The sequence below is a fragment of the Roseibium album genome (assembly GCF_965233825.1).
Lineage (GTDB): Bacteria > Pseudomonadota > Alphaproteobacteria > Rhizobiales > Stappiaceae > Roseibium > Roseibium album.
Map to the genome: position 1 here is coordinate 6,249,453 of NZ_OZ247583.1, position 20,970 is coordinate 6,270,422.

The 20,970-nt window shown below is 59.1% G+C and carries 17 protein-coding genes and 3 pseudogenes; 6 read left to right on the plus strand and 14 right to left on the minus strand.

Going from position 1 to position 20,970, the window contains the following annotated elements:
- Positions 1-206: 206 nt before the first annotated feature.
- From ACO6TI_RS28780 to ACO6TI_RS28800, 5 genes are read right to left on the minus strand one after another with little or no spacing between them, the layout of a single operon-like run.
- Complete coding sequence (locus ACO6TI_RS28780; RefSeq protein ID WP_422383857.1) at positions 207-1,505, minus strand: aspartate aminotransferase family protein; 1,299 nt, start codon at positions 1,503-1,505, stop codon at positions 207-209.
- A 13-nt stretch (positions 1,506-1,518) separates the two neighbouring features.
- Positions 1,519-2,643, minus strand: coding sequence for an enolase C-terminal domain-like protein (locus ACO6TI_RS28785; RefSeq protein ID WP_108876227.1), 1,125 nt, complete (start codon positions 2,641-2,643; stop codon positions 1,519-1,521).
- Positions 2,643-3,755 (minus strand): mandelate racemase/muconate lactonizing enzyme family protein, encoded by a 1,113-nt coding sequence (locus tag ACO6TI_RS28790; RefSeq protein WP_422383858.1) that lies wholly within the window; start codon positions 3,753-3,755, stop codon positions 2,643-2,645. Before ACO6TI_RS28790 ends, ACO6TI_RS28785 begins: the two co-directional genes overlap by 1 nt.
- Positions 3,752-4,846 (minus strand): alcohol dehydrogenase family protein, encoded by a 1,095-nt coding sequence (locus ACO6TI_RS28795; RefSeq protein ID WP_422383859.1) that lies wholly within the window; start codon positions 4,844-4,846, stop codon positions 3,752-3,754. Before ACO6TI_RS28795 ends, ACO6TI_RS28790 begins: the two co-directional genes overlap by 4 nt.
- A complete protein-coding gene (locus ACO6TI_RS28800) occupies positions 4,843-7,323 on the minus strand; it encodes an FAD-dependent oxidoreductase (RefSeq protein WP_422383860.1) in 2,481 nt (826 codons plus the stop codon). The genes ACO6TI_RS28795 and ACO6TI_RS28800 overlap by 4 nt, the downstream gene beginning before the upstream one ends.
- A 76-nt stretch (positions 7,324-7,399) precedes the next feature.
- On the opposite strand from ACO6TI_RS28800, the gene ACO6TI_RS28805 reads away from it, so the two are divergent.
- The 5 genes from ACO6TI_RS28805 to ACO6TI_RS28825 are packed head-to-tail and all read left to right on the plus strand — an operon-like array spanning position 7,400 to position 11,800.
- Positions 7,400-8,308, plus strand: a complete 909-nt coding sequence (locus ACO6TI_RS28805; protein ID WP_196894246.1) for a MurR/RpiR family transcriptional regulator — start codon at positions 7,400-7,402, stop codon at positions 8,306-8,308.
- Positions 8,305-9,387, plus strand: coding sequence for an aromatic ring-hydroxylating oxygenase subunit alpha (locus ACO6TI_RS28810; RefSeq protein WP_055391604.1), 1,083 nt, complete (start codon positions 8,305-8,307; stop codon positions 9,385-9,387). The genes ACO6TI_RS28805 and ACO6TI_RS28810 overlap by 4 nt, the downstream gene beginning before the upstream one ends.
- Entirely contained in the window at positions 9,387-9,971 is a 585-nt protein-coding gene (locus tag ACO6TI_RS28815) for a hypothetical protein (protein ID WP_422383861.1), read from the plus strand. Before ACO6TI_RS28810 ends, ACO6TI_RS28815 begins: the two co-directional genes overlap by 1 nt.
- Positions 9,968-11,419, plus strand: a complete 1,452-nt coding sequence (locus ACO6TI_RS28820) for an aldehyde dehydrogenase family protein (protein WP_422383862.1) — start codon at positions 9,968-9,970, stop codon at positions 11,417-11,419. The genes ACO6TI_RS28815 and ACO6TI_RS28820 overlap by 4 nt, the downstream gene beginning before the upstream one ends.
- A gap of 3 nt (positions 11,420-11,422) precedes the next feature.
- Positions 11,423-11,800, plus strand: a complete 378-nt coding sequence (locus ACO6TI_RS28825) for a carboxymuconolactone decarboxylase family protein (RefSeq protein WP_196894240.1) — start codon at positions 11,423-11,425, stop codon at positions 11,798-11,800.
- A 248-nt stretch (positions 11,801-12,048) separates the two neighbouring features.
- Here ACO6TI_RS28825 and ACO6TI_RS28830 read toward each other — a convergent pair whose 3' ends face one another.
- The 3 genes and pseudogenes from ACO6TI_RS28830 to ACO6TI_RS28840 form a co-directional block, all read right to left on the minus strand.
- A complete protein-coding gene (locus ACO6TI_RS28830; RefSeq protein ID WP_422383863.1) occupies positions 12,049-12,357 on the minus strand; it encodes a DUF736 domain-containing protein in 309 nt (102 codons plus the stop codon).
- A gap of 2 nt (positions 12,358-12,359) precedes the next feature.
- Positions 12,360-12,587: pseudogene (locus tag ACO6TI_RS28835) on the minus strand (DUF2274 domain-containing protein); the annotation flags it as partial.
- 30 nt (positions 12,588-12,617) lie between these two features.
- Positions 12,618-12,788 (minus strand): annotated as a pseudogene (locus ACO6TI_RS28840) (IS3 family transposase); the annotation flags it as partial.
- Here ACO6TI_RS28840 and istB point away from each other — a divergent pair.
- Positions 12,773-13,336, plus strand: a pseudogene (gene istB / locus ACO6TI_RS28845) (IS21-like element helper ATPase IstB); the annotation flags it as partial. The pseudogenes ACO6TI_RS28840 and istB overlap by 16 nt on opposite strands.
- 261 nt (positions 13,337-13,597) lie before the next feature.
- On the opposite strand, the gene ACO6TI_RS28850 reads toward istB, so the two are convergent.
- The 6 genes from ACO6TI_RS28850 to ACO6TI_RS28875 are packed head-to-tail and all read right to left on the minus strand — an operon-like array spanning position 13,598 to position 20,922.
- Positions 13,598-14,863, minus strand: coding sequence for an aminotransferase class V-fold PLP-dependent enzyme (locus ACO6TI_RS28850; protein WP_422383864.1), 1,266 nt, complete (start codon positions 14,861-14,863; stop codon positions 13,598-13,600).
- An 18-nt stretch (positions 14,864-14,881) separates the two neighbouring features.
- Positions 14,882-15,895, minus strand: coding sequence for a glutamate cyclase domain-containing protein (locus tag ACO6TI_RS28855; RefSeq protein ID WP_055391610.1), 1,014 nt, complete (start codon positions 15,893-15,895; stop codon positions 14,882-14,884).
- Positions 15,896-17,158, minus strand: a complete 1,263-nt coding sequence (locus ACO6TI_RS28860) for a hypothetical protein (protein WP_199485864.1) — start codon at positions 17,156-17,158, stop codon at positions 15,896-15,898. It lies immediately after the preceding gene.
- On the minus strand, positions 17,155-18,642 hold the full coding sequence (locus ACO6TI_RS28865) for an aldehyde dehydrogenase family protein (protein WP_197000939.1): 1,488 nt from the start codon (positions 18,640-18,642) through the stop codon (positions 17,155-17,157). The genes ACO6TI_RS28860 and ACO6TI_RS28865 overlap by 4 nt, the downstream gene beginning before the upstream one ends.
- Positions 18,643-18,644: 2 nt before the next feature.
- Positions 18,645-19,544 (minus strand): NAD(P)-binding domain-containing protein, encoded by a 900-nt coding sequence (locus tag ACO6TI_RS28870; RefSeq protein WP_197000940.1) that lies wholly within the window; start codon positions 19,542-19,544, stop codon positions 18,645-18,647.
- Position 19,545: 1 nt separating this feature from the next.
- Positions 19,546-20,922 (minus strand): aminotransferase, encoded by a 1,377-nt coding sequence (locus tag ACO6TI_RS28875; RefSeq protein ID WP_197000941.1) that lies wholly within the window; start codon positions 20,920-20,922, stop codon positions 19,546-19,548.
- Positions 20,923-20,970 lie beyond the last annotated feature (48 nt).

Sequence of the window (20,970 nt, forward strand, 5' to 3'; positions counted from 1 at the left end):
CCGCAATCGGATTGGTGATAGAAGGAGCCTTGCATGCCAATGCTGGTTTCTGGAAAGGGTGCTCAGAATAGGCTTAAGTCGTAGTAGAATTTTGGCCTTCTTTTTTTCACTTGATGCGCTTCGGGACAGACCAGCGACAATCTATGAGCTCTCAGATCCAACATTTTTGGATGAAGTCCGATCGACCTCCAAATCGTTGAGTGGCCTCAAATCTGATTTGCCGAGCCAGCCTGTTCACATGCTTGTGCCGCTTTGGCCAGTGCCTCATCGGTCTGCTCAAGATCTTCTTCGGTGAGAGCCAGGTGTGCATAAAGCTTGCTGTCCGGCTTGAGGATGCCATTCGACCTGAGGTTTGTGTTGAATGCCTTCGATTTTGCGGTGTCGTTGTTGAACATGTCACGGTAACTCCTGACGGGGCGGTCAGTGAAAACCACGTCAAACAGCATCGGTTCACCAACAATCTTATGTGCCACGCCGGCTGCTTCCAGGTGGGTTCTGAAACTCTGCATGAGCCTCTCGCCATTTCGGCGCAGGGTCTCGTATGCGCCGGAACGTTTCAGAATTTCCAGTGTTTTGAGGCCGGCAACGCTTGCAACAGGATTCCCGCTGAGCGTTCCGACCTGGAATGTGTACCCCTCCGCTCCGACCAAAGATTTGTCGAAGTGCGCCATTATTTCAGACTTTCCTACAATCGCGGCCAGGGGAAATCCGCCGCCGATGATCTTCCCAAGCGTACACAGGTCGGGTACCACGCCGTAATATTCCTGGGCACCGCCATACGCAAACCGGAAGCCGGTTACAACCTCGTCAAATACGAGAACGATGCCATGCTTCGTGGCAAGATTGCGCAAGGCCAGCAGAAACCCTTCCTCAGGCGGGATCAGGCGTTGCAAAGGCTCCACGATAATGCAGGCAATCTCGGCGGCGTGTTCCTCGATCAGCGAGGTTGCGAAGGCGACGTCGTTGAACGGGGCAATCAGCATATTGTCGCGAACGCCGTCCGGAATTCCGGCAGAGTCTGGGACCGCCTGCGGAAAATTGACCAGCTGTGTTGGCGCGAGACTCATCAATGCCTCGCCGGACATTCCGTGATAGCCACCTTCGAATTTCAGGATCTTGTCGCGTCCGGTATGCGCCCGCGCAAGGCGCATGGCATACATGTCCGCCTCACCGCCTGTGGAGACATACCGCACCTGATCTGCACATGGCACCGCTTCCACCAGCACCTCCGCCAGCTCGATGCCGCGTGCATTACTGGTGAAGAACGTCAGGCCCTTGCCCAGCTGCTCCTGAACGGCCTCCAGTACTTCCGGGTGGCCATGGCCCACCAGCATCGGACCCGAGCCGATGAGGTAGTCGATGAACTCGTTTCCGTCCTCATCCCAGACGCGTGATCCTTTGCCTTCGCGAATGATGAGGCCCGGATCGAAATTGCCGAAACCGGCCGCGGGCAACACCTGCGCCGCGCGGTCTTTCCAATCCTGTTGAGAGATCGAGGTTTTCATGGATACGCCCTCCTCAGGCGGCAATGGAAAGAACAGGCACCCCGAGCGCATCCGCATCGGGCCAGACACCGAGGCCAGGTCCGATCGGCGGCGAAATCCGCCCTTTGGAGCGAACGGGAGCATCCGCATCAATACGCGGGCTGACATAGCCCGACAAATCACAAACGTTCATGATGGCTTTCGGCGGTGTAGCGGCCGCAACATGCAGCGCCGCCGCTGTTGCCACATCCGAGCCCCAGGTGTCCTCGATACACATCCGGGCACCAAAATAGAGGCAAAGGTCCCGGGCCCGTCGAAGCTCAGAGATGCCACCGAACTTGCTGAGCTTCAGGGCGACAGCATCCATGCACCCCAGTTCATAGGCCTTCAGGAGCGTTGCCGTGTCGTGAGCATTCTCGTCCAGCTTCATCGGCAGGTTTGTCGCGTGTCTCACGGCTGCGCATTCTTCAAGTGTTGCACAGGGCTGTTCCAGCATGATGTCGAGATCTGAGACAGCACGTCCGACACGAGTGGCATCCAACCGGGACGCACCGCAATTCCAGTCGCCATAGACAAGAGGGCCAGCACCGGCGGCTTCCCGCACAAAACGCAGGCGGGCAACGTCTGCCTCCCAGTTGTCATCAGCTCCGAGCTTGACCTGGATCTGGCGCATGCCGGCAGAGATCGCTTCCTTTGCGATCCGGGCCATCTCCTCCGGCGCGATGCAGGTTATGGAATGATAGAGCGGCAGGTCCTGGTTCTGTTGACCGCCCAGAAGCGTATAGACCGGCACGCCGCAGGCTTTTCCCGTCAGGTCCCAAAGCGCAATGTCGATCGCGGACTGCGCGTATGGGTGGCCCAGAAGATGCGACTTGCAGGCCGCCATCAGGGCGTCCACGCCCACGGGGTTGGCACCGATCAGCACCGGCGCCAGTTCCTCCAGAGCCGGAGCAACCCCGTTGGCGTAGGCCGGCAGGTAATGCGGGATCGGGCAGACTTCACCCCAGCCGGAAATCCCCTGGTCGGTTTCGATCCGGAGCACCATGCTGTCGACCGTTGCGCAGGTTTTGCCCGAGGCCATATTGTATGTCTCGTGGCTGGTCAGCGGCACCCGCCACAGTGTTAGTCCGGAAATGCGGAAATCGGGAAAGTTTGTCACTACTCGCCTCCATAAACAGCAACGGGGTCTCCAAGAAGGCCCGGGTCCGGATTCAGTCCGACACCCGGTGTTTCGGACAGTTGAACAAGGCCGTTTCTGTTCCGCCCGCCCTGGTCGGGCACGGGGTCCCGCGACAGGTGCGCGTGGCAAAGCCAGCTGGCCAGCCTGTTGACCTCCGGCGTCGAAGCCGCCAGATGCAGGGCGGCCGTATCTGCAAAGGCACTGCCGCCGGTATCCTCGATATGCATCTGCCAGCCGACGGAAACACCGAAGTCGCGTATCTGCCGGGCCTTTGTCAGGCCGCCGACACGGTTGGGTTTGACCTTGACGCCCTGGCAGGCGTTGCGTCTCCAGGCATCCAGATGGTCCTGGAAGGTGTGCAGGCACTCGTCCAGCATGATCGGTTGGGGCACTTGCGCAGCGACCACGGCACACTGATCCAGCGTTTCACAGGGCTGTTCGAACCAATCCCTTGCACCGACCGCATTCAGAACCTGCAGCGCAACGCCAGGGGTCCACGCCCGGTTGACATCGAAAGTGACTTGTTCGCCCTCTGGCAGGGTCCGTGAAATGGCTTCGATGCGTTCAATATCGGCTGCAAAGTCACTGCCTCCGATCTTGGCCGAGTGGGTTCGGTAACCTAGCTCGCTCGCTGTTCTGATGTCGGCGATCATCTCCTCCGGTGACCCGGTAGAAATGGAAGAATTGATGTCCACCGGCGCGGCAGCTTCTGCACCCAGGAGACGCCAGAGCGGTTGGCCACTTGCTTTGCCGAGCAAATCCCAACAGGCAATGTCGAGCGGTGACTTCGCGTAAGGGTGCCCAGGCAAGGTGACGTCCATGAGCCGATTGATGTCGTCCAGCGCCCTTGGGTCACGCCCGATCAGGGCCGGTGCGAGCAAACCAAGAGCCGCCCGCAAACCCGATCCGTGCGCCGGTAGATAGGTGTGCCCCCACGGGCAGCCTTCCCCCCAGCCGACCAGGCCCGTGTCGGTTTCAAGGCGCACGAAGGTGCTGTCGATTTCCTCGAATTTCAAACGGCCGCCGGAGAGCCAATAAGGCTTGGAAAGAGGCAGGGACACGGCCCAGACAGAGATGCGGGAGATCTTCATGGCAACACCACGATGTTGCCCGTGTGTCTCTTCTCGATGAACGCGGTCTGGGCCGCATGAAATTCCTCAAGCGGATAGGTCGCCGCCAGGACCGGCCGGACTTCGCCGCGCTCGATGTAACCGACCAGGTCATTGAAGATATGCGGTTCAACGACTGTCGAGCCGGTAAAGGTCAGGTCGTGCAGGTAAAATGTCCTCAGATCGAAATCGACCATCGGGCCCGCAATTGCGCCGGAGCAGGTGTAGCGGCCGCCACGTTCCAGGGCATCAATCAACGTGCCCCAGTACGAGCCACCGACAATGTCGGCGACAACAGAGACAGTGTCATTGCCAATCGCTGTCTTGAGCGCCGCCTTCAGATCCCCTGGAGTCCGTTCCAGAACAACTTCGGCTCCGAGTGCGCGTACGTCGTCATGTTTTGCCGGAGACGCCAGCCCGACAACAGTGGCGCCACGCCGTTTGGCCAGCTGGACCAGGGCCGAACCGACCCCTCCGGAAGCACCGGTGACAAGGACCGTATCATCCCCACTCACATTGGCCCGGCTGAGCATGCCTTCGGCGGTGGTGTAGGAACAGGAGAAGGTCGCCAGTTCGGCATCGCTCAGCGAAGAATGGATGGCAGCTACATTGCGCGCATCAACCTTGGCATATTGGGCGTATCCGCCGTCGCATTCCGACCCGAAGTATCCCGTCTTGTCCCGGTTGAACGGGTCGTCCCAGCTGCGCAGCCAGCAATCCACCATGACGCGCTTTTGCAGAAGATCCTCCGGCGCACCATCGCCAACAGCAACCACTACACCGACGGCATCTGCTCCTTGAATGCGCGGAAACGTTATCGGCCGACCGCCCCAGGTTGGATCGCTTTCGTCTACCTCGTCATAAGCGCCGCCGGTTGTCGCGTCAGCCACGGTTTTGGAGTACCAGCCCGAACGCGTGTTGATATCCGTGTTGTTGAGACCACAGGCACCAACCCGGATCAGGACCTCGCCTGGACCCGGCACCGGCACCGGCCAGTCTTCATGCCAGACCAGTTGATCGAGACCGCCATGCCCTTCCAGAACAATGGCATTCATGGTTGCCGGTGCGTTCATTCAGCAGCCACTCCAACCGGTGCATCCGTGCGTGGCAGAATGCTTTCTGGATCATAGGCCGGGACGTCCAGCACGCGGGCCTTGCGGGTCCCGTTCATGATAACGACTTCGAGCGTCTTCCCGGGAATGGCAGCTTCCGGTTTGACATAGGCAAAGGCCAGGATCTTGCAGACGGTATGCCCATAGGCGACCGAGCTCGTCGCGCCAACGGCTTCACCATCGAGCAGGACCACCTCACCGCCGTGACCATCCTCAATCCCGTCCGGCTCGATTTCCAGGTAGACGCAGACCCAGGGAAGCGCTTCAGACCCGGCACTTTCTTCGGTTTCCGCTTTTCCCAGAAAGTCGCCTTTGTCCAGTTTGACGAAACGCATCACGTCGGCTTCCGGTAGCGTGACTTCGTTGGTGAGTTCACCGGCTCCCTTGAAACCCTTTTCAAGGCGCAGCGCATTCATCGCAAAGGAGCCGTAGTCCGTCAGGCCGAGCGGTTCGCCCGTTGCACAGAGCGTGTCATAGACGGCGAGCATGTCTTCGCGCGGAACGTGTAACTCCCATCCCAGTTCACCGGCGTAGGACATGCGGAAGGCCCAGAGCTTCCGGCCTGCAACTTCAATTTCCTGCGCGGTCAGCCAGCGGAAGGAATGGTTGTCCAGAGGTGCCAAGGTGTTGGGTTGCAAGATCTCGCGCGAGAGCGGTCCGTTGAGCGCCATGGCTCCCCAATCGGTCGACAGATTGCGCAGGGTGACGCCGTCCGCATCAATGTTCTGTGCAAGGTGATCCAGCAGTCTCTGCTCAAAGAACGCGGCACAGACCAGATAGAAACGATCCTCTGCCAGTCTGACCACCGTCAGCTCCATCTCGATGCGACCGCGACGGTTCAGCATTTGGGTAAGCGCAATACCGCCCACCTTCTTCGGCAACCGGTTGGCGACCAGCCTGTCAAGGCTGCCCTCTGCATCAGGCCCGGACACTTCAATCTTGGTGAAGGCCGAAATGTCCATGATCCCGGCGGTTTGACGGACCGCACGCATTTCCTCCGCGACGACGTCGTGCCACGCAGCGCGTTTGAAGGAATAATAGTCGCGCTGCTCCAGGCCGCCACGCGCAAACCAACGCGGTCGTTCATGTCCAAAGACTTCCTCGTAGACGGCGCCCTTTTCCCTGAGGCGTTCGTATAACGGGCTTGGCTTGATCGGACGGCCTTCGAGGCGATTGAAATGCGGGAACGGAATCTCGTGACGAAGACAATAATCTTCCTTCGCCTTGATTACCTGCCAGTCCTTGTCGGCATAGTCGCCGAACCGGCGCGGGTCGAATTCGCGCATGGAAATGTCCGCCGAACCATGCACGAGCCAGCGGGCCAGCTCGCGCGTGAGACCCGGTCCCCAACCGATGCCGATCTGTGTGCCACAGCAGCACCAGTAGTTTTTCACGCCGGGCGCCGGTCCAATGAGCGGATTGCCATCGGGCGGGTGCGAGATCGCACCATGGACCTCGCGCTTGATACCGAGTTCGGCGAAAATCGGCATGCGGTCCATGGCGTTCTCGAGCCACGGCATGATCCGGTCGTAATCGGCCTCGAACAACTCGTTCTCGGCTTCCCAAGGACAGAAATCCTGCCAAACTGTGTTCGGGTTTTCCTTTTCGTATATGCCGATGAGACCCGACTTCTGCTCCATGCGGATGTAACCCGACACAAGCTTGTCATCGCGGATGACCGGCAGTTCCTTGTCGAGTTCCAGGAATTCGGGCACGGTATCCGTGACGATATAGTGGTGAGTCATGGAGGTCATTGGAAGCTGCAGGCCACTCCACTCGCCCATCTGCCGGGCGTATGTGCCACCGGCATTGACGACGTGCTCACAGGTGATGTCCCCGAGTTCGGTGGACACTTTCCACTCGCCGTTCGGCTGCTGCTTGATATCAGTGGTCCTGCAGCGGCGAATGATCTTTACGCCGAGCTGCCTTGCGCCGATTGCCAGGGCTTGCGTGATCCCGGACGGGTCGGCGTGACCGTCGTCGGGCGTGTGCAATGCCCCGAGAACACCATCAAGATTATAGAACGGGTGCAATTCCCGGATGCGATCCGGTCCAACCAGCTCCATCGGAAACTTGAGGGCCCGGCCGACACTCATCGTGTGCCGAAGCCAGTCCATCTCATCTTCGGAATAGGCAAGCCGGAAAGACCCGCAGCCATGCCAGGTGACCGACTGACCCGTCTCGGCCTCCAGCGCGCCGGAATAAAGATCGATGTTGTAGCCGACACATTTACCGAGCCCGAAACTTGACGTGGAATGGGTGATCTGGCCCGCAGCGTGCCACGTCGAACCCGAGGTCAATTCCGCCTTTTCCAGGAGGACGACATCACTGCAGCCCTCATGCGCCAGATGATAGGCAAGGCCACACCCCATAATGCCACCGCCGACAATGACGACACGTGCCTGAGACGGCAATTTCGAGGTTCCTGTATCCGCCACGACGTATCTCCCTGGCCGGTGATTTTTCGATGGACAGCGTAATTGTACAAATGTACTCTCGTCAATCATGAATGATATGAATGTACCAAAACCTGATCTGAAGGCCCCGCAAACGGTTCTGGAAGAACTCGCATCCGAACTGGACGAGTTCACCCCGGAACTGCGTAAGGCCGCTAGTTATGTGCTTGAAAACCCGAATGATGTCGGCGTGAGTTCAATCCGCGAGATCGCCGACGCTGCCGGTGTCAAACCAAACACCTTTGTGCGCATGGCACGTTCCGCCGGGTTCGAGGGTTATGAGGATTTCCGGCATCCCTTCCGGGAAGCGATCCGCAGCAGGGGGACCGATTTTCCCGATCGCGCCCGCTGGCTGCAGTCGCTTGCCAAGGGTGGTCAGCTTGGCGAGTTGTTTGCCGAGATGGCGGCCTGCGCGATCTCGAACATCGAGAATACCTTTGCCTCAACCAATGCCAACGCGATGAAGGCTGCCGCCGACGCCATCGTCAATGCACGGCATACCTATGTGCTTGGTGTCGGCGTCAACAATTCCAACGCCCGCAACTTCTCCTACCTTGCGGACATGGCCGTCGACACGATCTGGACCATCCCGCGCATGGGATCGGTCGCAACCGACGACCTGGCGAGGGCGGACAAGAACGATGTCCTCCTGGCCATGACCTGCAAGCCCTACAGGACGGATGTTGTCGCCGCTGTTGAAGTCGCGCGGGAACAGGGGCTGACAATCATCGCGATATCCGACAGCCCCGCTTCGCCCATTGTTGTAGGCAGCGATCATGCCTTTGTCGTCGATGCGGAAACACCACAATTCTTTCCGTCATCCGTTTCGACGATTGCCCTACTCGAAACACTGCTTGCGCTTGTCATTGCCGATGCGCCCGAGGAAGTCGTGGCCAGCATCGAGCGTTTTCACAATCGGCGTCACGCCATGGGACTTTACCAGGAAGAGTGGAAGGACCGCTCATGAACGTTCACAGCCAGCTCATTCACTCGCTTGAAGCACATTATTATACCGACCCTGCGCATTTTGAGGTCGAGAAGGCGGGATTGCTGGCGCGAACGTGGCAATTTGCGGGTCACAGCTCGCTTCTGGAAAGACCCGGTGACTATTTCACCATTGATATCGCAGGTGAAAGCATCGTCTGTCTGCGGGACAGGCAGGGAGAACTGCACGCCTATTACAATGTCTGCCAGCACCGGGCTCACCAGCTGGTGCAGGGCGAAGGCAATACCAAACTTCTGGTCTGCCCCTATCACAGCTGGACCTATGAACTCACCGGCCGCCTGCGTTCCGGGCCCAATGTCCGGTCCGTGCCGGGCTTCGATCGCAAGCAGATATGCCTGACCTCTGTCCGTATCGAGGACTTTTGCGGCTTCCTGTTCGTGAATCTCGATCCTGACGCCAAGCCGATGGACGACTGGTTTCCGAATGTCCGAAATGAACTTCAAGCCTTCGTCCCGCATATCGACAGGCTGCGGCCGCTCGAATGGGTGGAAATAGAAGAAAACTGCAATTGGAAAGTCTCCGTCGAGAACTATTCCGAATGTTACCACTGCCCCATCAACCACCCCACTTTCGCCTCGGGTGTCGTCAAGCCCGAGACCTATGACATCCAGCCACAGGGTTATTGCCTGCGCCACACAACAGAGTGCCAGAATCTCGAGCGCATGACCTATGACATTGATCTGGAGTCCAACGAGCACGCCGGCGACTACTCTTCCTGGTTCCTGTGGCCATTGTTTTCCTTCCAGGTCTATCCCGGCAACATCCTCAACACCTATCACTGGCGTGCAGTCGACGTGGACCACGTGGCGGTCTGGCGCGGCTGGTACACGATCGATGGCGTTGATTCAGACGTGGTGCGCCGCCTCGCGGTTCAGGACCGGTCAACAACCGTGGAGGAAGACATCTATCTGGTGGAATCCGTTCACAAAGGCCTGCACAGTCGGGGCTACAAGCCGGGACCACTCGTTCTCGATCCCGGCTGCGGCGTGAACTCTGAACATTCCATCAAGACTTTGCAGGCCTGGATGCGGGAAGCCTGATGTCCCAAGCCGCCGCCGCCTCGATGAACATGCGGCAAAAGTGGACGCCGGCGCAGAAACTGTTTCCGCATCAGGTCGGCTACACCTGCCCGCCTCACGACTGGGATGCGGCTCCCTCGGACTTCCTTTCGCATTTCACCCACGCTTTCCTGATCCGGGATCCGGCGCTGACAATCACCTCCATGTATGCCAAGTGGCCGGATTTCGATGCTGCGGAAGTCGGCTTCCCGGAGCAGCGTGCCCTTTATGATTTGCTCACCGCGCTGAACGGAACGCCACCCACGGTTGTTGACAGTGGCGACCTGCTTGAAGCACCCGCCCTGACGGTCAAGGCTTTTTGCGAAGCGGTCGACATTCCCTTTATCGAAGACGCCCTGAGTTGGGAGCCCGGAGCCGACACGGGACAATACAGCTGGTGGGACGGCGGTTCCTTTCATGCCAACCTGAAGAACTCGACCGGCCTGCGTCCCCAGAAGCGGAAATATGTCGAGATCGCCGAGGCGCCTGACCGGGTGCAGCATGTCTACCGGCGCATGAAACCTCATTGTGACCGGCTCGATGCAAACAGGACCAGACCTCAGTGACAGAGATCCCCGCCTACTCGCGCAATTACATCGATGGCGACTTTTGCGACGGCGGCGCCGGTCGGCTGGCCGTTCTCGACCCTGCAACGGGCGAGCCCGTGGCGGAACAGGCATTGGCGGATGCTGCGGATGTAGATCGTGCTGTTTCCTCCGCGAAGGCCTTCAGCGAGACAGGTGGCTGGTCTGGTCTCCGTCCGGTGGAACGCGGCCGGATCGTGCGCCAGATGGGCGACTATCTTCTTGAGCGCATCGACGAGATTGCCCCCGTCCTGACCCGCGAGGCCGGCAAACCGCTGTGGGAGGCCCGCCTCGAAATCGAGGGCGCAGCGCGTTACTTCGAGTATTACGGCAATCAGGCCGAGACCATGGAAGGGCGGTCGATCCCGCTTGGCGACGGCTATTTCGACTTTACCACCCACCAGCCGTTCGGCGTTTCCGCGCAGATCATTCCCTGGAACTATCCGATGGAAATGACGGCGCGCTCCCTGTCTACCGCCCTGGCTGTCGGATGCGCCGTTGTGGTCAAGACGCCCGAACTCGATCCCTTGACCAACCGGTTCATTGCCGAAGCTGCGATTGCCTGCGGCTTGCCCAAGGGGGTCTTGCATATCCTGTGCGGTCTTGGGCGGGAGGCAGGGGCAGCGCTGGCAGCGCATCCGGATGTCAACCAGATCGTCTTTACCGGTTCGGTCGCAACCGGTGTTTCCATTGCAACAGCAGCAGCCCGCAACGTCGTGCCCTGCGTTCTGGAACTGGGAGGAAAGTCCGCAGCAATCGTTCATGACGACGCCGATCTGGATGCCTTTTTGTCCGATATGCGCTGGGGGATCTATTTCAATGCGGGTCAGGTCTGTTCCGCCATGTCCCGCGTGATCGTCCAGGAGAAGGTCCACGATCAGCTTGTCGAGGGAATGATCGAACAGGCCAGAAGCCTGACCGTCGGGCCCGGGCTGGAGTTTCCGGACTTCGGACCGAACATGGGCCCGATGATCTCCGAAGCGCAATGCAAACGGGCCACTGGTATGGTCAGCGACGCCGAGCGGGAAGGTGCACGCATCGCAGCTGGAGGACATCGCATGAACCGGCCGGGCTATTTCCTGGAACCGACTGTCCTTACAGATGTCACACCGGACATGAAGATCGCTCAGCAGGAAGTGTTCGGGCCGGCACTTTCCGTTTTGAAATTCCGCGAGGATGACGAAGCCATTAAGATCGCCAACAGCACCCCCTATGGGCTTGTTGCCGGTGTCTTCACCTCAGATCTGGACAGGGCGATGCAGGCCTCCCGGCGCCTTCGCGCAGGACAGGTCTTCGTCAACGAGTGGTATGCGGGCGGTGTCGAAACACCTTTTGGCGGCTTTGGCAAATCCGGCTACGGTCGGGAGAAGGGTCGCGAAGCCCTTCTGAATTACGTTCAAACCAAAAATGTTGCCATCAAGCTGAGGTGAATTATGGACCAGGATCTTTTTGAAAAAGGCCTTGAACAACGCAAGGCCACTCTGGGAGCCGAATACGTCGAAAAGAATCTGGAAGCAGCAGACGACTTCACCCGGCCGTTCCAGGAAGCCATGACGGCCTGGTGCTGGGGTTTCGGTTGGGGGGACGACGTGATCGATGCCAAAACCCGCTCCATGATGAACCTTGCGATGATCGGGGCGCTGGGCAAAATGACCGAATGGGAGATCCATTGCAGGGGCGCGATCAACAATGGTGTCACCAAGGACGAGATCCGCGCGATCATCCACGTTGTCGGCATCTATTGCGGCGTTCCGCAATCCCTGGAATGTTTCCGCGTCGCCAAGAAGGTTCTTGAAGAACATCGAGGTTAACCGGGCTTGGGTTTGCCGCGCTGGCGTTCGGTCAGCGTACCTGATGAGCCCAAACCAAATGTCCGCTGTTCAGTAAACGACCAGTGAGCCATGAATAGTCAAAATTGGTGCATAAAACCGTCGTTTGGTGACGGAGCGAACGTCTGCAGCAGGCCGAAAGTCCCAGCACACGGACGCAGCTGCGATGTCCGCTTTGTTGATCCAACTGCCAAAACCAGACAGTCAGCAGTCAGCCCCAAATCTGCCAATCATCCTTCACGCCTGTTCCATACCAAAAATGCCGTTCCTTCTTCCTCAAAAAGGGCTGCCCGGATCGGATTGGAAAAACTTGGATCGTCCAACAGCACGCTTAGGTATTCTCTGGACTGGTGGTCGTTGGTCTCCGATTTCCACGCAGCGCCCAGTTCAGCGCGACCGCCGTAGACCCTGAAATCCGGCGCACCTTCGGAACCTTTCTTGTCATTGGCGACAATGTTGACTTTGACGTTGATGGTTAGCGTTCGGATTGTGCCCGTGTAGCCGTCTTTGGTAACGGTGAAACTGCCGATGGTCGCCATTTTCAGGTCTCCGAAACTTGATTTTGGATTAGATAAGAGCGCCTTTCGGCAAGTTGTTTTCGCGCTCGCCTGAACCCGGAGTCTGTCTCCATAAAGGACGCGAGCATGAACGGGATCAGGTCGGACACACTTTCCTTTTGTCCATAAGCCTGACGGTAGATTTCAGCGCAGTCGTTCAGCGAAACTTTGAGCTCTGCATCAGCGGTGAAGGTAATTTTCACAGCTTCACGGTCAGGGAGCTTTGAATAGCCCCGCGTTTTCTAGACGCCATCGGCTTTCATTTTCTGCTGCCGTTCGAACTCTACGGGCGACAGTATCCCGTTTCTGACGTGTTTGCGCATTGGGTTGTAGAACATCTCGATGTAGTCGAACACATCCCGTCTCGCGTTTTCGCGGGTTTTGTAGGTTCGTCGCCGCACCCTTTCCCGCCGATCGCGACCTGATCGGCTTCGACTTTGCCAGCAGTGAAGTCAACGAGGCGCTCGTGCGCCAGCTTCACCGCTGCGAGTTCATCGAGCAGGCTCACAATGCCGTCTTCCTCGGGGGACCCGGAACCGGGAAGACGCATCCGGCAACAGCGCTCGGTATCCAGGCCATCGAACATCACCGCAAGCGTGTCCGCTTCTTCTCCACCGTTGAACTCGTCAATGTGCCGGAACAGGAAAAAGCCCAGGGCAAGGCGGGACAGATCGCCAACCGGCTCGTCCATTCCGGTCTTGTCATCCTCGACGAGCTGGAATACCTGCCGTTCAGCGCATCAGGCGGTGCTCTGCTCTTCGATCTCCCGAGCAAGCTCTATGAGCGCACCAGCGTCATCATCACCACCAACCTGAGCTTCTCGGAATGGGCCGCCGTCTTTGGCGATGCCAAGATGACCACCACGCTGCTCGACCGGCTCACCCATCACTGCCACATCCTTGAAACCGGAAACGAAAGCTTCCGCTTCAAAAACAGCACCGCAAATCAGGCCGACAACTAAGGGAGGAAACCAAAATCTTGACCTCGGCGTAACTGCCGTTCAATACACAAAAGGCAGGTCAATTCCCGGTGGAAATACCGGGTCAGTTCTCAGTGAAAATCAACAGTCCAGAAATCCCCGACGACGGACAAGCTCCCCAAATGGGAAAAATCTGTCCAACACAGAAACTTGCGACAGGCCCGTGAATGGCAACATTGGTCGGAAGCTGAAGATGTTGTTGCCAACTTTCGCAAGCGCGATCAAGGGCCAGACGCCAACTAATCAGGCCGCAAGGCGCGCTTCAATGTCCCTGATCGCGCCGAGAAACTCAGCGATTTCCGGCAGCGTGTTGTAGTGGCACAGCGAAACTCGCACGCAGTCAGCTAGCCCCAGTGGCTCCAGCACGTTGCCGCTATAGTGGTCTGCCTTGCGTGTATGGGTGCGAATGCCCTGCATGTTGAGGGCGTCCACCACATCCGGCGACGCAATACCGGCAACTGCAATCGACACGAGGCCTTCGCGGGCCGGATTTTCGACCCCTGCGATGATCTTGACGTGCTGTAGATCCTTTAGCCCTGGGAGATTGCCGGTGCCGTGGATCATCGCGTCGACAAGGAACCTCTCGTACTGATGGATCGCGCGTCCCGCGGCCTCTATCCTGGCGCGGCGCTCCGTCGCCGGCGACACCTCACCGCCCAGCCATTCAAAATAGGCGACAACATCGGAAATGGCCGCATACGCCCCTGCGTCACGGGTGCCGAATTCCCAGCCGGTCGCGGGAGCATCGATGAGCCTGTCATGAGGGAGCGCGCTTAGCTTGTCGGAAATCCACGCGATCCCATAGCCGTGCCTTGAAAAGACCTTGTAGGGCGAGATCGCATAACCATCGATATCGTAGCTGTCCAGGTCGAGCTGCCCGTGGGCGGCGTGTTGAATTCCGTCGACAATGATAACGCAGTCCGGAGCAACTGCGCGGATCGCCCTGGATATCGCAGCGACATCCAATGCCATTCCTGACACCGGAGACGCATGCAGGATCGTGGCGAGCGCAACATCCGGGGTCATCAACGCGGCATAGTCCCCAGCGGTGACCAGTCCGGTCTCATCGTCGTGCGGGACATTCACATAGCTTAGTCCTGCGATGTCCGCCCAGCGGCGTGCGGCGCTGCGGGTTGCCGGATGCTCGATCGACGAGCCGATAACCTTCGCGCCTTCCGGCGCGTTTACGCAGGCCGTTCTGATCAGCCGGAACAGCAGCTCGGTGCCGCTTTCGCCGGCAAAGAACTGCCCGGAAGAGGCATTCATGAAGAGCGCCAGATCGGATTTCGCCTTGTCGATAGTGGTTTGAGTCGCCTGACCTGCAGGATTGATCCGGCCAGGATTGTCCGGCAACGCGGCGTGGAAAGACGAAGTCTCGACGACGGATTTGAGGGTCAGAGCGCCGCCGGCATTTTCGAAGAAGATGCGCGGTCCCTGGAACGGACAACTGTCCACGTGGGCGAAGCGGTCCCTGATTGCGGCAATCAGGGCGGTGTCGTTCTGAATCATTTTATAGTCCTGAAATTTCTAAAGAGCCCGGCTGACGATGGTGCGGCACAGCTCCGCGATGCCGCTATGACTTTGTCGGGGAAAGCCGTCTACACTGTCGTCGATGATTCCGTGGGTGGAGTTGATCAGACCATTGGCAACCATTGTGTCCAGCAAAAGGGCTTCCCGTTCCGGGGTGTGCAGCAATGCAGAGCTGCCCGCGCGCGCCGCCATGGCGGCACAAATCGCGGTGCACGCCCAGTTTGAGCAGGCTCCGGTGACCAGGACATCGCACCCCGTGACCGCCCCGATGCCGCCGCCGCAGCCGCATTGGCAGCGGTCGCCGTAAGGAACATGCTTACGGACATGTTCCGCAACTTTCCCCATACCGATTTCATTGCCGCCATCTCCAACAGCCACCACCGGAATGCCGCGGTCCAGTGCCTCGTCGAACAGGAAATCCACACGCGCACGGCCCATGCCATAATCGATGCCGCGCATCGAATGGTAGATGCCAAACTCGTTGCGCCCGACGCGCTCGGTTGAAAACAATAAATCCGGCTTCAGTTCGTCGAGAAGAGCTGCCGCTTGTGCCTTTCCGGCCTCGTCTCCGGTCGGATAGGTCCGCATTACGATAGTCGCGAGGCTCTTGTCTGCTCGTGCGATGCCCGCCTGTTCCAGCGTTACCGGAAATAGTCCCGCTGCCTGCATGACATTGCGGATCGCCGTCAAAAGTGTGTCTTCGCAGAGCATCACAACTGTCGCGTTGCGCCCAAGCACAAGCGCGCGGGCAACGGCCGCCGCACCGGAGGGACCATCATTTTCGCCAAGATGAGGCGTTATCCAGGCTCGGGACACCGAACCCGTCGTCATGACAACCGTTCCACCCTCAGCCACAGCCATCAATTGATCGGCCGCTGCCCCGATGAGAGAACCGCCCTGGAGATCCCGGGCGGCAACGAACAGATGCTCAACGCCCCGTTCACCCATATCAATGTTGACGAGTTGGTCGAGCCGGGCGTCCAGCCGCGCGGTGAGTCCGTCTTGCGACATTCATGTGCCTCCAAACAACAACTCTGAGAACCAGTCCGCGTCCTCGAGGTGATTGGCCGTTTCGGTCATGGCGGCCTCAAGGCACTGAGCGATCGCCGAGACACCGCCTACACGTTTCAGCGCACCGGCAGTCGGTTTGAGTCGCAGGGATACGCGCCCTCCAGGTTGACCATGCGTGTTGACCGTGACGATGCCAAGCGTCTGCAGCATGAGCATGCCGATCGCCGCGGTGGTCTCGGCGGGAACACGGGTCGAATATTCGGTGCCGGCAACTTTCAAAACATGCGCATGGGCATCTTCTTCGCTGATTTTCGGTCCGAGCGGCGAGCGCGTAACAGCCCCGACACCGAAAACGCTCTCGAGCGCGTCCGCGAGGAGTTGCCCGTCTTTCACTTCCGCGATCAGAAGGTCCGGTGTGAAGGCCATCAGGGAACGCATCGCTCCAACGGCCACCGGCGCCCGCGCCTCCATGCCAAGTTCCGAGGCCTTTGCGGCAACAGAGACTAGTGCATCGGCCTCTCCGCAGAGGACGCCCGCCCGGGGACCCGGCAAGCCCGCCTTGTCGGTGTTGGTGATGACAAGATCAGCACCGAAGGAAAGAGACGGTGCTCCGTCATGGAGAACCGGCCTGAACCGCGCGCCATAGGCCTCGTCCATCAGAACGCGGGATTTGGCTGCCTTGGCCAGTCGAACTGCCTGCAGCGTTACGCTGTCGGCCAGCATCGAGAGTTCGGACGTTACTGTCGTGATAATCGTCAGGGACGGCAGGCGTGCTTCGAGCACCTTCTTGAGTTCCGGAATTTCGTAGACTTCGATCACCGGAACACAGGCAAGCCGGGCTCCCCGGCCAACCGACGCGTGAGACCTGTCTCCGGAAGGAACGAGCGAGACGACTGGCCGTCCGTCAGACAACGCCAGAACAGCAGCGACAATGCCCGCGCTCGTCCGGTTTACCACAGTCGCTTGTTCATGCCCGCGCCCGCCGAGATGGTTGATCGAAGCCTTTCTGAGATCTTCACCAAAAAGCCCTGGCCCGACCCATTCCTCGCACAGCTCCTGCACGTCCTCCAGGCTTACCGGATAGTAACGCAGATTGCCCGTGAAGACGCCGATGCGCTCCACGCCGTTGCGAGCAACGAAGTCCGCAGCAAGTTTGCCGGCATGTCTCAGGCGCCGCACCTCGTCGGCAGATGATCTCAGCAACTCGCCTCTCGCGTAACCGACGCCTGGGTCGAGCGCATTGCCAAACCGGTCGGATGTCATGCACCGGGCTCCACATTGACCGTGACGCATTTGCGATAGGTATAGGCCTCCAACGCGCCTTCGATGGAGTATTCGCTGCCTGTCCCTGACTGCTTGGTACCACCGTACGACATGCCCGGGATCTGGCCGCCGCCCTGATTGACCTGAATCCAGCCCGCATCGATCGCCCGCGTCAGACGGGTAATCCGGCTGAAATCATGCGTGAAAATAAAAGCGGCGAGCCCGTAATGCGTATCGTTCGCCATCTCGATCACTTCGGCTTCGCTTTCAAACGGAATAGCGGCCATGACCGGCCCGAACACTTCTTCGCGGGCTATCCGCCAGGTGTTGTCAACACCGGCGATAATTGTCGGAACCGGATTGAAACCAGCCGGGTCTTCAGCCGGAATCCCGCCTATCAGGAACTCCGCCCCCTGTTCCGCAGCCTCCACCACATAGGCCCTGATCTCACTGTAGCGCTCCGAATTGACAACAGCTCCCATGTCCACATCCGGGTCGAGCGCATCGCCGACTCTCAACGCCGCCGACTTTTCCGCAACCCGCGGCATCAGAACGTCCCAGACGTCCTTATGCACGAACAGTCGGGAACCGGCGGTACAGCTCTGGCCCTGCCGCGCAAACCGCATGGCGTTGGCAACCTGCTGGGCAGTCGCATCAAGACGCCCCTCTTCGACCGCGTCGGGAAAAACAATCGTTGGCGACTTGCCCCCCAGCTCGAGCGTTAGTTTGGCGATACGGTCAGCCGTTGCATGCCCGATCAGTTTGCCGACTTCGGACGATCCGGTGAAGGAAACCTTGTCGATACCCGGATGCGATGCCAGGGCAGCGCCCGCTTCTTCTCCCAGGCCGGTGACCACGTTGAAGACGCCCGGTGGGAACAGACCATCTGCCAGCTCGGAGAGTTTCAAAATGGCGAGTGGTGCATCTTCGGCGGGTTTCAGCACAAGGCAATTGCCTGTCGCAAGCGCCATTGAAATCTTGACCGAACCGAGCTGCAGCGGCGAGTTCCAGGGAATGATCGAGCCGACGACGCCGTGCGGTTCGCGGGTAGAGTAACTGAAAACCCCCGGTCCGAGCGGTAGTGTCTCACCTTTTTGCTCGACCGCAACACCACCGTAATATTTCAACACGCCAGCGGCCCCTATCGCTTCCCCGCGCGATTGGGTCTTGATGGCGTTGCCGCTTTCCGCAGCAAGGACACGCGCGACTTCTTCCGCATTTTCTTCAAGCCGGCGCCCGAGTTCTGCAAGCAACTTGCCGCGCTCGCTTGCCGGTAATGCCCGCCACGCCGGCAGAGCCTTCCGGGCTGCCTTGACGGCAAGGTCGATCTCAACCGACGTACCACGCCCGACGTCACAGATAGGTTCCCGCCGTGAAGGGTTCTCGATGGTGAGCTTGCGCCCGTCCATCGGCCGGTGCCAGGCCCCATCGATGTAACTTCCGGCAAGGCCCGCTTCAGGCAGTTTGTAGTCGAGCAGCGCCATGGTCAGTCGGTCCCTATCGTTTTTGTCTGCTGTTTCAGCGCGGTGAAATATGAAGAAAAGTCGAGATCCCCTCCGGTCGCTTCGGCAAATCGCGTGAAAGCGCGCGCCGCTTCCGCGCCGAAAGGCGTGACTTGCCCACTGATCTGCGCCGCGGCCTGGGCAAGACGGAGATCCTTGGCCATGAGGCGCGCGGCAAACCCCGGCGCGTATCCGTTCGAGGAAGGTGCAGCGGGAACCACGCCGGGGATTGGACAACGATTTTCAAGGGTCCAGCTTTGCGCGGCAGCGCCTGCGCACAATTCGTAAAACTGGTCGGCATCAAGCTGGAGGGCGTCTGCCAGCGCGAAGCCTTCGAAAACGGCCATTGCGGTGATACCGCAAATCATGTTGTGGCAGGCTTTTGCCGCCTGGCCAGACCCAGCAGCTCCAAAATGGGTAGTCTTCTTGCCGAGGTTTTCCAGCAGGGGCCGAGCCAGCGAAACGTGATCCGCGTCACCCCCGACCATGAAACTCAACTCACCGGCCCCGGCAGCCTCCGGTCCGCCGGAGACCGGCGCATCGATCTGCGCAAATCCCTTCTCCACCGCCAGTTTATTCAGGGTCCTGGCAGTTTCCAGGTCAATGGTCGAGCAGTCGATCAAAACGGCACCCGAGTACGCATTGGACAAAATTGCCCCTTGATAGACATCCATCACCTGCGGGCCTTCGGGCAGCATTGTTACGACGGCATCGACGCCGGAGAAATCCGCTTGCTGAGGCGTCACCGCCCCCGGAAACCGGTCACGTGCGCCTGGGTCCAAATCAACGCCGGTCACTTCATAGCCTGAACGTGACAAGTGCAAAGCCATCGGTGCGCCCATGGCTCCGAGACCGATGATGGCGATGTGTTTCAGCGGATCCATATCAGACCCTGCCACGAACGACGGCCCAGGCATCATCGAGCGCCGCCTTGAAACGGTCTGCGGCGATTTCGATTTCGTCTTCCTTGATGATCAGCGGTGGCATGAAACTCATTCTGTCACCGATCGCTCTTAGGTAAAGTCCCCGATCATGGGCGAAGTTCTGAACGAGCTCACCTACTTTCCAGGAAGGGTCGAACGGTTCGCGCTTTGTGGCGTCCTTCATCAGCTCGAAACCGCAGAACAGACCGACGCCGCGCACTTCGGCGACCAATGGGTGATCTGAAAGCGCGCGACAACGGGCAAGAAAAGTTTCGCTGACCTTGCGCACATGGCCGACAAGGTCGATTTCATCGTAGATGTCGAGCGCCTCCAGCGCGACAGCCGCCCCCACAGGATGGCCAGCATAGGTATAACCATGCCCGAAAACGCCGACTTCGTCGGAGTTTTTCATCATGTCGGCATACATCTCGTCCTTGAACATCAGAGCGGAGATCGGAAAGAAGGCCGCTGAAAGCGCCTTGGCGCAGGACACCATGTCTGGTTTCAGCCCCCAGGTTTGCGATCCCCAGAGATTGCCGGTGCGGCCGAAACCACAGACCACCTCGTCGGCCACAAATTTGATGTCGTATTTGCGCAGGACCGCCTGCATTGCGTCCCAATAGCCTTCAGGCGGCATCAGTGCGCCACCACCGGATATTGCCGGTTCAGCGAAAAAGGCCGCAACGGTTTCCGGGCCTTCGGACAGTACCATGTCCTCGAAGCGTGCCGCCATACGATTTGAAAATTCGATTTCGCTCTCACCGTCAATGTGGAAGCGATAATAGTTCGGCAGTTCCGTATGCTTGAATTCCGGCAGTGGCAGGCCGAACTTCCTATGCATGTGCGGCTGACCGGACAGCGAAACGGTCGCCACCGTGTTGCCGTGATAGCCACGAACCCGTCCGATGATCTTCCTGCGGTTCGGGTTGCCGTTGGCGGTGTTGGTATACCAGAGCAGCTTGATTGCCGTGTCATTCGCCTCCGATCCCGAGCACTGGAACATGACGCGGTTCATGCCGCCGGGAGCCAAGCCGATCAGGCGCTCGCCCAGCTCCGCCACCCGTGGATGCGACCTGTTGTAGAAGGTGGGTGCGAAAGGCAGGGTGTTCATCTGGCCCATCGCCGCATCGGCCAGCCGCTCATTGTGATAGCCGAGACTGACGCAGCCAAGGCCGGAAAACCCGTCGATGATCTCCCGCCCCTCGCTGTCGTAGAAAAAAACGCCCTTACCATGTGTGATCATGGTCGGCCCTTTTTCAGCATGCTGGCGCAGGTTCGACTGCGGGTGAACGTGATGGGCGATATCCGCTTTGATCGAATGCATGGCGTCGGCGTTCATGTCGGGCTCCAATCGAATTCACCGATCCGATTTCGCACCCACCTTGAC